12 protein-coding genes are annotated in these 13,438 nt (G+C 41.2%); all 12 read left to right on the forward strand.

All coding sequences use genetic code 11. From position 1 onward, the window contains the following. Nucleotides 1-122 precede the first annotated feature (122 nt). The 12 genes from glyQ to V7654_RS14285 all read left to right on the forward strand — a co-directional run bounded on the left by glyQ (nucleotide 123) and on the right by V7654_RS14285 (nucleotide 13,399). Nucleotides 123-1,013, forward strand: coding sequence for a glycine--tRNA ligase subunit alpha (glyQ, locus tag V7654_RS14230; RefSeq protein WP_207500036.1), 891 nt, complete (start codon nucleotides 123-125; stop codon nucleotides 1,011-1,013). Next, the gene (glyS, locus tag V7654_RS14235; protein WP_335431112.1) at nucleotides 1,006-3,081 is read left to right on the forward strand and encodes a glycine--tRNA ligase subunit beta; all 2,076 of its coding nucleotides are present in this window, start codon (nucleotides 1,006-1,008) and stop codon (nucleotides 3,079-3,081) included. Before glyQ ends, glyS begins: the two co-directional genes overlap by 8 nt. 298 nt (nucleotides 3,082-3,379) lie before the next feature. Then, entirely contained in the window at nucleotides 3,380-4,009 is a 630-nt protein-coding gene (locus tag V7654_RS14240; protein ID WP_335431113.1) for a helix-turn-helix transcriptional regulator, read from the forward strand. 31 nt (nucleotides 4,010-4,040) lie between these two features. Continuing rightward, on the forward strand, nucleotides 4,041-4,859 hold the full coding sequence (locus V7654_RS14245) for a pyruvate, water dikinase regulatory protein (protein WP_335431115.1): 819 nt from the start codon (nucleotides 4,041-4,043) through the stop codon (nucleotides 4,857-4,859). A gap of 328 nt (nucleotides 4,860-5,187) precedes the next feature. Next, the gene (locus V7654_RS14250) at nucleotides 5,188-5,658 is read left to right on the forward strand and encodes a YaiI/YqxD family protein (RefSeq protein ID WP_335431277.1); all 471 of its coding nucleotides are present in this window, start codon (nucleotides 5,188-5,190) and stop codon (nucleotides 5,656-5,658) included. A 13-nt stretch (nucleotides 5,659-5,671) separates the two neighbouring features. After that, nucleotides 5,672-7,486 (forward strand): DNA primase, encoded by a 1,815-nt coding sequence (dnaG, locus tag V7654_RS14255; RefSeq protein ID WP_335431116.1) that lies wholly within the window; start codon nucleotides 5,672-5,674, stop codon nucleotides 7,484-7,486. Between the two features lie 44 nt (nucleotides 7,487-7,530). Then, a complete protein-coding gene (gene rpoD, locus V7654_RS14260) occupies nucleotides 7,531-8,661 on the forward strand; it encodes an RNA polymerase sigma factor RpoD (RefSeq protein ID WP_335377041.1) in 1,131 nt (376 codons plus the stop codon). Between the two features lie 172 nt (nucleotides 8,662-8,833). Next, the gene (locus V7654_RS14265) at nucleotides 8,834-9,364 is read left to right on the forward strand and encodes a hypothetical protein (RefSeq protein WP_335431119.1); all 531 of its coding nucleotides are present in this window, start codon (nucleotides 8,834-8,836) and stop codon (nucleotides 9,362-9,364) included. 98 nt (nucleotides 9,365-9,462) lie between these two features. Continuing rightward, nucleotides 9,463-10,602: an acyl-CoA dehydrogenase family protein gene (locus tag V7654_RS14270; RefSeq protein ID WP_335431120.1), complete on the forward strand. Its 1,140-nt coding sequence runs from the start codon at nucleotides 9,463-9,465 to the stop codon at nucleotides 10,600-10,602. 186 nt (nucleotides 10,603-10,788) lie between these two features. After that, complete coding sequence (cccA, locus tag V7654_RS14275) at nucleotides 10,789-11,148, forward strand: cytochrome c550 (RefSeq protein ID WP_335431123.1); 360 nt, start codon at nucleotides 10,789-10,791, stop codon at nucleotides 11,146-11,148. A 428-nt stretch (nucleotides 11,149-11,576) separates the two neighbouring features. Next, nucleotides 11,577-12,287, forward strand: a complete 711-nt coding sequence (locus V7654_RS14280) for a tRNA (adenine(22)-N(1))-methyltransferase (protein ID WP_335431124.1) — start codon at nucleotides 11,577-11,579, stop codon at nucleotides 12,285-12,287. Beyond that, complete coding sequence (locus V7654_RS14285; protein ID WP_335431127.1) at nucleotides 12,284-13,399, forward strand: Nif3-like dinuclear metal center hexameric protein; 1,116 nt, start codon at nucleotides 12,284-12,286, stop codon at nucleotides 13,397-13,399. Before V7654_RS14280 ends, V7654_RS14285 begins: the two co-directional genes overlap by 4 nt. The last annotated feature ends 39 nt before the right edge of the window (nucleotides 13,400-13,438 follow it).

Consider the following 13,438-nt stretch of genomic DNA (forward strand, 5'->3'; position numbering starts at 1 on the left):
TTTTTAAGCTGTGTTAGTGGTTATTGTTGATTTTTTAGTCTCTGTTGATTGGAGCGGAAATCAATATTCTAGTTAACAAAGCAATTTATATAAAAGCTATTTAATAATTCGGAGGTGTTCAGATGAATATTCAAAATATGATCCTTACATTGCAAAAACACTGGTCTGAAAAAGGCTGCATCTTAATGCAGGCTTACGATGTCGAAAAAGGTGCAGGAACGATGAGCCCTTATACATTCCTGAGAGCCATTGGTCCTGAACCGTGGAATGTGGCGTATGTTGAACCATCCCGCAGACCTGCTGACGGGCGTTATGGAGAGAACCCGAACAGACTTTACCAGCATCACCAATTCCAGGTAATCATGAAGCCTTCTCCGGACAACATCCAGGAAATTTACCTTGAATCACTCAAGGCATTAGGCATTGACCCGCTTGAGCATGATATCCGCTTTGTTGAGGATAACTGGGAGAACCCTTCCCTGGGCTGTGCGGGCTTAGGCTGGGAAGTCTGGCTTGATGGTATGGAGATTACCCAGTTCACTTACTTCCAGCAAGTAGGAGGTTTAGACTGCAAACCAGTTTCGGTTGAAATCACTTACGGGATTGAGAGACTTGCATCATACATCCAGGATAAAGAAAATGTATTTGATTTAGAGTGGACAAATGGTTTTACCGTAAGGGATATTTTTGGACAGCCGGAATATGAGCATTCAAAATATACCTTTGAGACTTCAGATCAGGAAATGCTGTTCAATCTTTTCAATATTTATGAAAAGGAAGCCCATCGACAAATGGAAGCTGGACTTGTGCATCCAGCGTATGACTATGTCCTTAAATGCTCGCATGTTTTTAATATCCTAGATGCACGCGGTGCTATTTCAGTAACCGAAAGAACGGGCTATATCGCTCGCTGCCGAAACTTGGCCAAAAAAGTAGCGAAAACTTTCTATGACGAAAGAGAAAAACTAGGTTTCCCAATCATTAAACGGAAGGAGCAGGTAGAAAATGACTAAGCGCAATCTTTTACTTGAAATTGGATTAGAAGAAATGCCTGCAAGATTTATTACTGATTCCATCAACCAGCTTGCTTCCAAAGTTGAGAACTGGCTAACAAACAACAAAATTGGATTCGAAAGCATTAACTTATATTCAACACCACGCAGGCTGGCTGTCCTTGTCATGAATGTAGATGAGGGCCAGGGAGACAGTGTGGAGGAAGCTAAGGGTCCTGCAAGGAAAATTGCGCTTTCTGAAACAGGCGAGTGGTCAAAAGCAGCAATGGGCTTTACACGCGGCCAGGGAATGACGGTTGAAGATATTTTCTTCAAAGAAATAAATGGTGTTGAATATGCCCATGTCAGCAAATTCATAAAAGGCCAGGAAACCTCCACATTGCTTGTTGAATTACAAGCGATCATCACTAGCATGTCTTTCCCGAAGAATATGCGCTGGGCAGATTTAGACATGCGATACGTACGCCCAATAAAATGGCTGGTAGCGATGTTCGGCAGCGATGTAATTCCATTCGAAATTGCTGGCGTTCAAACTGGGAAAGTTACGAGAGGTCATCGTTTCCTAGGAGAAGATGAAGTAACGATATCAAGCCCTGAAGAATATGAAGAAACATTACTTGGACAGTATGTGGTCGCTGATGCACAAAAGCGCAAAGAAGCAATCCTCTCGCAACTTGAAAAAATCGAGGAAGAAAACAGCTGGACAATTCCTGTGGATGAAGACTTACTCGAAGAGGTTAATAATTTGGTTGAATATCCAACTGCATTATACGGCCGATTTGAGGAAGAATTCCTGGAAATCCCAAGTGAAGTACTTATTACTTCAATGAAGGAGCATCAGCGCTATTTCCCTGTTAAATCGGCTGAAGGAAAATTGCTTCCTCATTTTGTAACCGTTAGGAATGGCGATCACCTTCATATCGAAAAAGTAGCACGTGGCAATGAAAAGGTTCTTAGAGCTAGATTGGCTGATGCGGCATTTTTCTATAAAGAAGATCAAAAACTGCAAATTGAAACTGCTTTGGATAAGCTTAAGAATATTGTATACCATGAAGAAATCGGTACGATTGCTGAGAAGGCAGAGCGTGTTCGTAAGCTAGTCAATTTAGTTGCAGATAGACTGGAATTTGCACCTGAAGTTATTAAGGCAGCTGATAGGGCTGCACAAATCAGTAAATTCGATTTAGTATCACAAATGGTATATGAGTTTCCAGAATTGCAGGGGATTATGGGAGAGAAATACGCTCTTCAAAAAGGTGAAAGCCCTGAGGTAGCTGTTGCGATCAATGAACACTATATGCCTCGGAATGCAGAAGATTCTGTACCAGGATCACCTGCTGGAGCTTTAGTGGCAATTGCTGATAAACTTGATACGATCATCTCTTTCTTTGCTCTTGGGATTATTCCTAGCGGCTCCCAGGATCCATATGCATTAAGAAGGCAGGCAACAGGAATTGTCCAGACCTTAATTGAAAAACGATGGTCGATCTCAGTTGAAAGCCTTGTTGGACTATCCTTGAATTTGATTACTGAATCTGGAATCGCAAAACGGTCTGAAGAAGAAGTCTACCATGAACTTATCCAGTTCTTTAAACTTCGTGTAAAGCATTTACTGCAGGAGCGCGCAATCCGTTATGATATTATCGATGCGGTTCTAGGCGGTGAAATCGGAACAGTTTCTGAATTAGTTCAGAAAGCTGATGCACTGCAGTCAGCAAGCTCTGACGAAGGATTTAAGGAGAACATGGAGGCATTAAGCAGGGTCCTCAATATCGCCAGCAAAAAAGAAGTGCTGGGCGACATCAACCCAGAGTTGTTTGAGAATGAGCATGAAAAAAATCTCTATGATAAATATCTCGAGCTTGGCAGAAAGACGGAAAATGGTGTAGATGCTTCCGCGTATTATCAGTTGCTTGTTTCATTAAAACCAGAAATCAATCAGTATTTTGATCATACGATGGTTATGTCTGATAATCAGGACATTAAAGAAAACCGATTGAACCAGATGGCTGCACTGGCAGTTCTCATCATGAAGCTTGCCAAAGTCAACGATATTGTTGTGAAGTAATAATCGAAGTGCCTTCCAGCTTAAGGAAGGCACTTTGGAAATTACAAAGCTGTCACATCTTTACTCTATTCTCAAGAATAACAAAATACTTACTTTCTATTTGTATTCAGTAGGATATAATAATTTTATAATGATGTTTCTCTTATGATTTCGAATAAAAGAAATGAAATGTGCAAGAGCAGCTTAATGGTCTTGTCTACTTTTCATGCATTTTGGAATCCGTTATCTTAAAAGCCATAAAAGTGAAAAAGAACTTACATAAAATTGCGGCTAATTAGCCAAATACTCCCGTTAGGTGGTGAGGACAATCGAACTGAATAAACGCCAGGAACAGATCCTGCAAATCGTCAAAGATAATGGGCCTATCACAGGGGAACATATTGCCGACAGGTTGAATCTGACAAGGGCGACATTAAGGCCGGACCTTGCCATCCTGACAATGTCAGGCTATTTGGACGCCAGGCCGCGTGTAGGCTATTTTTACACAGGCAAAACAGGTAATCAGCTCCTTTCTGAGAACCTTAAGAAAATCCTTGTTAGAGAATATCAGTCGATTCCGATTGTAGTGCCTGAAAACGTTTCCGTATATGATGCAATTTGTACAATGTTTCTTGAGGATGTTGGGACATTGTTTGTTGTGGATAAAGCTTCGAAGCTAGTAGGGGTTCTTTCTCGTAAGGATTTATTAAGGGCGAGCATTGGCAAACAAGAGTTGACCACCTTGCCAGTAAATATCATTATGACAAGGATGCCGAACATAACTGTTTGCCGAAGGGACGACCTGCTTATTGATGCAGCAAAGGAATTAATTGAAAAGCAAATTGACGCGCTTCCAATCATAAAAGATACCGATGATGGATATGAACTTGTCGGCAGATTGACGAAGACGAACATTACGAAGGCTTTTGTGGCCTTGGCAGAGGAATAAGAAGCAAATATTGAAGGGGCTGGATACAAAAATGAAAAAAACGCCAATAATTTATGTGGTTTCTGACTCTGTCGGCGAGACAGCTGAGCTCGTCACAAAGGCTGCTATAAGCCAATTTGAACATGCAGATATATCTTTAAAAAGATATCCTTATGTAGAGGATAAAGAACATATTGATGAAGTTGTCTCCCTTGCTAAGCACGACGGCGGTATGATTGCTTTTACTTTAGTGAAGCCGGAAATAAGTGAGTATCTGTTGGAGGCCTCTTTAAAAGAAGGAGTATATGCATGTGACCTAATTGGCCCATTGATGCAGCAAATTCAGCTCCTTAGTGGGGAAACTCCATTATATGAACCAGGATTGGTCAGGAAACTAGATGAAGATTACTTCAAAAAGGTTGAAGCGATTGAATTTGCCGTAAAATATGATGATGGCCGTGACCCAAGGGGAATCTTGAAGGCGGATATTGTTCTTGTAGGTGTATCAAGGACTTCGAAAACACCATTATCACAATATCTTGCACATAAGAGATATAAAGTGGCAAACGTGCCGATTGTTCCTGAAGTAGATCCGCCCGAGGAGTTATTCCTTGTTCCAAAGGAAAAATGTTTTGGTTTGAGGATTTCCCCGGATAAGCTTAACCAGATCCGGAGAGAGCGATTGATATCACTTGGCCTAAATGACAAAGCTATTTATGCAAATATCGAGCGGATCAAAGAAGAAATAGAATTTTTCGATGGTCTGGTTGAAAAAATCGGCTGTCCTGTCATTGATGTGACAAATAAGGCAGTTGAAGAAACGGCTAATGTAATTCTGAACATGGTCCGGAACAAAAAGATGGACGCTTAGCACATATAGATTTGCGTATGTGCTTTTCTTTTTGTATGTATCTGAACCTTGTTTTACTATGATGTGAATTCTTTCATTGAGAGGTTATAGTTGCAAATAGCCGTAAACCTCGAGAAAAAATAATGGCAAAATACCCTTTCTTATACTATAATAAAAAATTGTGATAAAAATGTATCTGTTTAGGTTTAGACTTGACGGATTACGAATAAACTATTTATTATCAGTTGTCAAGATATTGACCATGAAAAAATTCGACAAAATTCCCTTTTTAAAAAATATAATCCCTAAGAAGGAAAATCCGGAGTGATGTAGAATTAATACTAGTGAAATCAACAGCCAGACTCTTTTTGTTGATGCAGATTCATGCCCGGTCATTAAAGAAATTGTCGAAATTGCTTCGGAGTTTTCAATCGAAGTGATTTTTGTGGCTTCTTATGCCCATATGAAGAATGATCTTCAAGGGCAAAACTGGGTATTTGTCGATTCACATAAGGAGGCTGCAGACCTTTATTTAATAAATCACGTTAAGAAAGGTGATTTTGCAGTGACGCAGGACATCGGTCTTGCCTCTACCCTTCTTGCGAAAGGGGTTTATGCCATCTCTCCAAGGGGAAACTTATTTGAAGAAAAAGGAATACAAACTGCGCTTGAATTAAGGCATCTTTCCGCTAAGGCAAGAAGGCGTGGATTCTACGGAAAAGGGCCAAAACCCTTTACCGAAAAAGACAGAGAAAAATTTATAAAGGAATTGAGCATGCTTTTGTCGAATTTTAAGATATGTTCAAGGAATCACAACTAATGAGGTCATGCATATGGCAGAGAGGATTGCCGAGGAAAAAGTAAATGAAATCCGGCAGGCGGTTGAAATAGTCGATGTCATTGGTGATTTTGTCCAGTTAAAAAAACAGGGCAGAAACTATTTTGGGCTCTGTCCATTTCATGGGGAAAACTCCCCATCGTTTTCAGTCTCACCAGATAAGCAAATTTATCATTGCTTTGGTTGTGGCGCTGGCGGCAATGTTTTTTCATTTTTAATGGAGATTGAAGGTATTTCCTTCCAGGAGGCCGCCTTAAAACTAGCGGAGCAAGCGAATATCGAACTGCAGCTGGAGGGTCCCTTAACTAACAAAGGGCCGCATTTGCCTGAAGGCTCTAAGCAGATGATCGAAGCTCACGACCTATTGCGTAAATTTTATCATCATTTGCTGGTAAATACAAAAGAAGGTCAGGATGCTCTGGAATACCTCCTTAACAGGGGGTTCACCATGGAATCGATTGAACGGTTCCAGATTGGATATGCACTTCCCTCTTGGGATTTTGTATCTAAGCTGCTTGAAAAACGGGGATTTTCACTGGCATTAATTGAAAAAGCAGGTTTAGTCATACAAAGAGAAAAAGATGGAACATATTTTGACAGGTTCAGGGACAGAATCATGTTTCCAATTGTGGACCATCAAGGGAATACAATCGCGTTTTCCGGGAGAACACTAGGGGGCGAAGAACCCAAATATTTAAATAGTCCCGAAACGCAAATCTTTAACAAGAGCAAAGTTTTGTATAATTTTCATCTTGCACGGCCTTCGATCCGAAAGCAGCAGCAAGCCGTGCTTTTCGAAGGGTTTGCCGATGTCATTTCCGCTAATCGTGCCGGTGTTGAAAATGGCGTTGCAACGATGGGTACTTCGCTAACCGAAGAGCATATATCATTGTTGAAGAGAAATGTTCAAGCCGTTACGATTTGTTATGATTCGGACAAAGCTGGTATTGAAGCAGCCTACAGGGCTTCCAATATGCTGTCCAAGGCAGGTTTTACGGTAAAAGTTGCACTTATGCCTGATGGCATGGACCCCGACGATTTCATAAAGGTCCACGGCGCGGAAAAATTCAAAAATGAAATAATTGGTTCGAGCGCCACCATGATGGCATTTAAATTAATATATTATCGAAGAGGGAAAAACCTTCAGCATGAAGGAGATCGCCTTCAATATATCGAAGAAGTACTTAAAGAAATTAGTGCATTAGATAAAGCCGTTGAGAAAGATTTGTATTTAAGGCAGATTGCCAATGAGTTTTCGCTCTCGCTAGAAGCACTTATGCAGCAGCAGAACCAATTGGTGCAGGCAAGGAACCAAAAGAAACAACCATCTAAAGGGCAAGCCCAGCCAGAAAACAAGCCAGTGGCGTTCAGCAGAAAAGCAGAGCTGAAACCTGCATACCATACTGCTGAAAGGCGTCTAATATCTCACATGATGAGAAGTGCCGATATTGCCTATAAGGTACAGGATATGCTTCAAGGAAACACACTGAACATTGATGAACATCAGGCTATTATTACTTATTTATTTGCATACTATGAAAAAGGACATGACCCTGATTCAAGTGCGTTCTTAAATTATCTTCAGGATAATAAGCTAAAAAGGGTCATTGCTGATATTGAGATGATGCCTCTGAACGAGGAAATCAGTGATCAGGAATTATCTGATTATATCAAGCAGGTGTTGAATTATCAAAAAATGTTAAAAATAAAGGAAAAATTGGCAGAACAAAAACAGGCAGAACGACAAAGTGACTTCTTGCGTGCAGCGTCTATCGCTGCAGAAATCATTAGTTTGCGCAAGACTCTATAAATCCCGATGCTGATTGTTTTTGATTTTTGGAAGGAGGGGGACAAATGGCTGAAAAGTCGGCCCGTTCTAAAGAGGTCACAGAAAATGAAGTGACAGTGGAACAAGTTAAAGACCAGTTAACTGCACTGGGTAAAAAAACAGGCGTCCTTGCTTATGATGATATTGCTGAAAGGCTCTCAAGTTTTGAACTTGATTCAGACCAGATGGATGAATACTATGAGTTCCTTGGAGAGCAGGGAATTGAACTCGTTGGTGAAAGTGATGAATCAGAGGATCCAGATATAAAGCAGCTTTCCAAAGATGATGAAGAGTTCGATTTAAATGATCTTAGTGTCCCACCAGGAGTCAAAATCAATGACCCTGTAAGGATGTACCTAAAAGAAATCGGGCGTGTGGATCTTCTGTCTGCAGAAGAAGAAATCAATCTTGCAGAACGAATTGAAGAAGGCGACGAAGAGGCTAAAAGGCGTCTTGCTGAAGCAAACCTTCGACTTGTAGTAAGTATTGCTAAACGTTATGTCGGCCGTGGAATGCTATTTCTTGATTTAATCCAGGAAGGAAATATGGGTTTAATCAAGGCGGTTGAAAAATTTGATTACCGAAAGGGTTTCAAATTCAGTACTTATGCTACATGGTGGATTCGCCAGGCAATCACACGCGCTATCGCTGACCAGGCACGTACGATCAGGATTCCCGTTCATATGGTTGAAACAATCAATAAATTGATTCGTGTACAGAGACAGCTCCTTCAGGATTTAGGCCGCGAACCAACTCCTGAAGAAATTGGTGAAGATATGGATCTTACACCAGAAAAGGTACGTGAAATTTTAAAGATTGCCCAGGAACCTGTTTCCCTTGAAACACCAATCGGTGAAGAGGACGATTCACACCTTGGTGATTTCATTGAAGACCAGGATGCAACCTCTCCTTCTGAACACGCTGCGTATGAATTATTAAAGGAACAGCTTGAAGATGTTCTTGATACGCTTACAGACCGTGAAGAAAACGTTTTAAGACTTAGATTCGGACTAGATGATGGCCGTACCCGCACTCTTGAGGAAGTGGGCAAGGTATTTGGGGTTACGCGCGAACGTATCCGTCAAATTGAAGCCAAGGCACTTCGCAAGTTAAGGCACCCAAGCCGAAGCAAACGTCTGAAAGACTTTTTAGAATAGGATTGCCAAGGAGTAATTTACTTTTTAAAATAAAAGTAAATTATTCCTTTTTTTTAAGGTTCATTCGCAACTCCTTGAAAAGGCAATTTGAAAACGAAGTCAGATACTGTTCGAAAGTAAGATTCAAAAACAGCTTCTTTTATTTATTTAATTAAGACAGGAGGTGCGATCAATGGACGATCATCGCAAGAAAATCATCATTAATGAAATAAACTATTGGAAACAAAACAGAATGCTGCCGGGACACTATTGTGATTTTCTTCTAAATCTATATACTGAGGGCATTTCAGAAGCCGTACCAGCTCCTAAAAAGAGCAAGTTTGCGCTGCCTAAGATCTTAACTGTTTTTTTACTTGGATTGTTATCGCTTTCAGTATTGTTATTTTATTTTACTGAATTATCTCTCATTTTGCAAATTACCATCATCTTTCTTTTTGGAATAAGTTCCCTAATTTCAGGTATTTATTTAATTTCCAAATCTTATTTAAAATTAATCCCATTGCTTGCCACGGCGCTGATTTTATTGATCATTACAATCCAGGCAGCAGAAATTTCCTTTCCGGGTAATACATACATACTTTATTTCGTGACCATCGCCAATTGTTTATTATGGGTAATAGCGGGAGTTAAATGGAAAATGATTTCATTTAAAATTTCCGGAATCGCAGGTATAGTCCTTCTGATTATTACTATATTTATATAATTATTAAATATTTAAAAGTTTTTAAATGTTGAGAATATTGTCTGTTCACCTTTATAATGAAGAATGTAAACGTATTCAACAGCTTAAGGGGGATGGAAATGAATTTTGATTTAACATCTGAACAGGCAATGATTAAAAGAACGATTAGAGAGTTTTCGGAGGAAGAAGTAGCTCCTGGAGCAATTGAAAGAGATAAAACAAAACAGTTTCCGACAGAAATCTTCAAAAAACTTGGGGAACTTGGAATGTTGGGACTTCCTTTTCCAGAAGAATACGGCGGGGCAGGAGCCGATACAGTCAGTTTCGCGATCGTAACAGAGGAGTTGAGCAGGGGGTGCGCTTCTACTGGGATTACTTACTCAGCACATATTTCTCTTGGCGGTGCGCCTATTAACCTATTTGGAACAGAGGAACAAAAGCAAAAGTATCTGGAGCCTATTTGTACAGGGGAATCTCTTGGTGCATTTGGATTGACAGAACCTAATGCAGGATCTGATGCTGGCGGCACACAGACGACAGCCAAAGAGGAAAATGGAGAGTATGTGATCAATGGAAGCAAATGTTTTATTACGAACGCCAGCTATGCCAAACATCTTGCATTGACTGCAATCACCGGGGACAATAATGGAATGAAAGAAATCAGTGCAATCATCGTTCCAACAGACGCTCCTGGTTTTACAGTAATTGATAATTATGAAAAAATGGGATTGAATGCATCAAATACAACCGAGCTAGTAATGGAAAACGTTCGGGTGCCGGTTGAAAACCTTCTTGGCAAAAAAGGGGAAGGCTTCAAGCAATTCCTGATTACCCTGGATGGAGGCAGAATCGGTATTGGCGCAATGGCAGTCGGTGTAGCACAGGCTGCATATGAAAAGGCTCTGCAATATGCGCAAGAAAGAAAACAATTTGGAAAGTCACTTTCTAAATTCCAGGCAATCCAATTCAAACTTGCTGATATGGCCATGAAAATTGAACTGGCCCGCAATATGGTTTACAAGGCAGCATGGCTGAAGGACCAAGGGCGACCATTCTCAAAAGAAGCATCAATGTGCAAGCTGTACGCTTCTGAAATCGCCATGGAAGTAGCTGATCAGGCTGTCCAGATCCATGGGGGTTATGGATATATGAGAGAGTATGAAGTGGAGCGATATATGAGAGATGGAAAGCTGCTTGAAATCGGCGAAGGTACTTCCGAGGTACAAAGAATGGTCATCGCTAGGTTAATTGGCTGCTAGGTTGGAAATAGTAAAGATGAGTGATTACGCAAAAACTTCATCATTTGATGGGGTTTTTTGTCTAATTTGTGAACATGTGTGACAAAGTTTGCTTTTTTGCTTTTCCTGTAAACGTTTTTCAAGTAAAATAATAGTTGCTTGAAATTATTATTTAAAAGTGATGTTATACATAAGGGAGGGTATATGATGAATCGTAATCCAATCATTCCATTCGTATTGATCATGGTAATGGGTATCGGCTTAATGTTCCTGCTTTCTTTCAAAGGACTTGGAGATTCCAAAGACTTAGCGAAGGAAAAAGAAGGCGGCGGAAAGACTGAGGAGACTGCTGAATTGAATCCTGAGGAGTTCTACAAGCAAACTTGCGCAGGATGCCATGGTCAACAGTATGAAGGTGTTTCTGGTCCTTCATTAAAAGGTGTAGGCAGCAGATATTCTAAAGATGAAATCAAGGACATCATTACGAATGGTAAAGGCAACATGCCACCAGGAATGGCAGCTGGTAAAGAAGAACAAATGGCTGAATTCCTTTCAAAAATGAAGTAATACAATGAAGGGCTCTTTGCAGAAGCAAAGGGCCTTTTAATTTAAAATAGGATGTATAAAATGCGCTTCGAGAAATGTCCAGCTCCTAGCCCCTCGAGTCGCTTGTCTAGCTGCGGCTCCTAGCCCCTCGAGACGCTTCGGTCCTGCCAATGAAGTCAAAGAACGACTTCACTGGTCGGCCCTTCGACGGACACGATGTACTAGTGCCGACGTTGCCACAGGACGTGGCGGTTTTAGTCGGCCAGCGGCCAGCGCTAGTTGGACTTGCACAGGATGTGCTGACGGCGACGTTGCCACAGGACGTGGCGTAGTTAGTCGCCGTTCCTTTTACAAGGCGCTTGCGCTTTTCTTATATGGCATGATTGGACAAGGGGTAGGGGCTTTTCATATACTAATAAAAGCAAAATACGATTTAGAAGGTGACTTGAATGAATGCTGAAAAGCTATCGAACCGGCTAGAAGCCGTTGCAAATAATATTCCTCAAGGTGCAAGGCTGGCTGATATTGGTTCCGACCATGCCTATTTGCCATGCAATGTAGTGAAAAAAGGAATCGTACCTGAAGCAATTGCCGGCGAGGTGGCAGAGGGGCCATATCAATCCGCGCTTGAGCAGGTGCAATCTGAAAATCTTGAAGACAAGATTGCTGTTCGTAAGGGAGATGGGCTTGAGGTGATTCAACCTGGAGAGGTTGATTGCATTACCATCGCCGGGATGGGCGGAACGTTAATCTCAAATATTCTTGAACGTGGTAATACAAAACTTGACGGAGTGACTAGACTTGTACTTCAGCCCAATGTCGGGAGCTTTGCTGTCCGCAGCTGGCTGATTGATAATGGCTGGGAATTAATTAAAGAAGAAATCCTTAAAGAAGATGCAAAAATATATGAGATTCTAGTTGCTGAACGAGGAGAGCCATTAAAGCCGTATCAACAAACGAACCATGAAGAAGGAATATTGTTTGGCCCATTTTTAATGGAAGAAAAATCACCTATTTTCAAAGAAAAATGGAACCAGGAAAAGAAAAATTGGGAACGGATTTTAAGCCAGCTCAATGAGGCTGTACAAAATGAAGAAACAGCGATCAAGAGGATCGAACTTGATAGAAAGATTAACATGGCAGAGGAGGCGTTAAAGTGAAAAAAGTTAATGGCCATGAAGTAATCCAGCTCTTTGAACAATTCTCTCCAAAAGCTTACGCGATGGAAGGCGATAAAATTGGCCTTCAGATCGGAGCGTTAAAGCAGCCCGTGCAAAACGTACTGGTCGCATTGGACGTGAATGAGGAAGTTGTGGATGAAGCAATTGCGAAAAATGCCCAATTAATAATCGCTCATCACCCTCCCATTTTCAGGCCGCTGCAAAAAATTGCAACCGATACTCCGGCTGGAAGAATAATTGCAAAGCTCATCAAGCAGGACATAGCTGTCTATGCCGCCCATACAAACCTGGACGTTGCTGTGGGTGGTGTGAACGATTTGCTGGCTGATGCGCTGGGATTACAAAATCCTGAAGTGCTAGTTCCAACATATGAAGACACACTTAAGAAGCTAGTGGTGTTTGTCCCTGCTGAAAACGCTGAACAACTTAGGGAGGCTATTGGAAATGCGGGGGCTGGTTCAATCGGCAACTATAGCCATTGTTCTTTTTCAGGAGCGGGTGAGGGACGTTTCCTGCCTGGGGAAAATACAAACCCCCATATAGGAGTAAAGGGAAAGCTTGAAGCTGTCAGCGAGGTAAGGGTTGAAACTATTTTCCCTCAAAGTATCGAAAAAAAGGTGATCCAAGCTATGATTAAGGCACATCCTTATGAAGAGGTAGCATATGATGTGTACCGCATTGAAAATAAAGGTGCTATGCTAGGTCTGGGACGGATTGGTCAGGTTGACGAAACCACTCTTGGCGACTTTGCTGAGCGCGTGAAAGAAGCTCTGGATGTTGATACAGTCCGTGTAGTGGGTAACCTTGACTCTAAGATTAAAAAAGTTGCGGTCCTTGGAGGAGATGGTAATAAATATTATTCACAGGCCAAGTTCCGCGGTGCAGATTTGTATATAACAGGGGATATATATTACCATACAGCACATGATGCTATGATGGCCGGTTTGAACATGATCGATCCAGGACACAACGTGGAAAAGGTAATGAAAAAAGGCGTAGCAGCAGTTATGGAGAAGCTTTGCAGGGATAAAGGATATGAGGTGCGCTTCATTCCATCAGAAATCGGGACAGATCCTTTTACATTTATTTAAATTAGAATTCATTGACCTATTAATCGATTAATTTACTTG

The organism is Bacillus sp. JJ1609 (assembly GCF_036967045.1).
Taxonomy (GTDB): Bacteria; Bacillota; Bacilli; order Bacillales; family Cytobacillaceae; genus Mesobacillus.

Bases quoted from the DNA above. Each gene is read 5' to 3' on its own strand.
- rpoD (WP_335377041.1), top strand. From the start codon at position 7,531: ATGGCTGAAAAGTCGGCCCGTTCTAAAGAGGTCACAGAAAATGAAGTG.
- V7654_RS14280 (WP_335431124.1), top strand. From the start codon at position 11,577: ATGAATGCTGAAAAGCTATCGAACCGGCTAGAAGCCGTTGCAAATAAT.
- V7654_RS14270 (WP_335431120.1), top strand. From the start codon at position 9,463: ATGAATTTTGATTTAACATCTGAACAGGCAATGATTAAAAGAACGATT.
- V7654_RS14245 (WP_335431115.1), top strand. From the start codon at position 4,041: ATGAAAAAAACGCCAATAATTTATGTGGTTTCTGACTCTGTCGGCGAG.
- dnaG (WP_335431116.1), top strand. From the start codon at position 5,672: ATGGCAGAGAGGATTGCCGAGGAAAAAGTAAATGAAATCCGGCAGGCG.
- cccA (WP_335431123.1), top strand. From the start codon at position 10,789: ATGAATCGTAATCCAATCATTCCATTCGTATTGATCATGGTAATGGGT.
- V7654_RS14265 (WP_335431119.1), top strand. From the start codon at position 8,834: ATGGACGATCATCGCAAGAAAATCATCATTAATGAAATAAACTATTGG.
- glyQ (WP_207500036.1), top strand. From the start codon at position 123: ATGAATATTCAAAATATGATCCTTACATTGCAAAAACACTGGTCTGAA.
- glyS (WP_335431112.1), top strand. From the start codon at position 1,006: ATGACTAAGCGCAATCTTTTACTTGAAATTGGATTAGAAGAAATGCCT.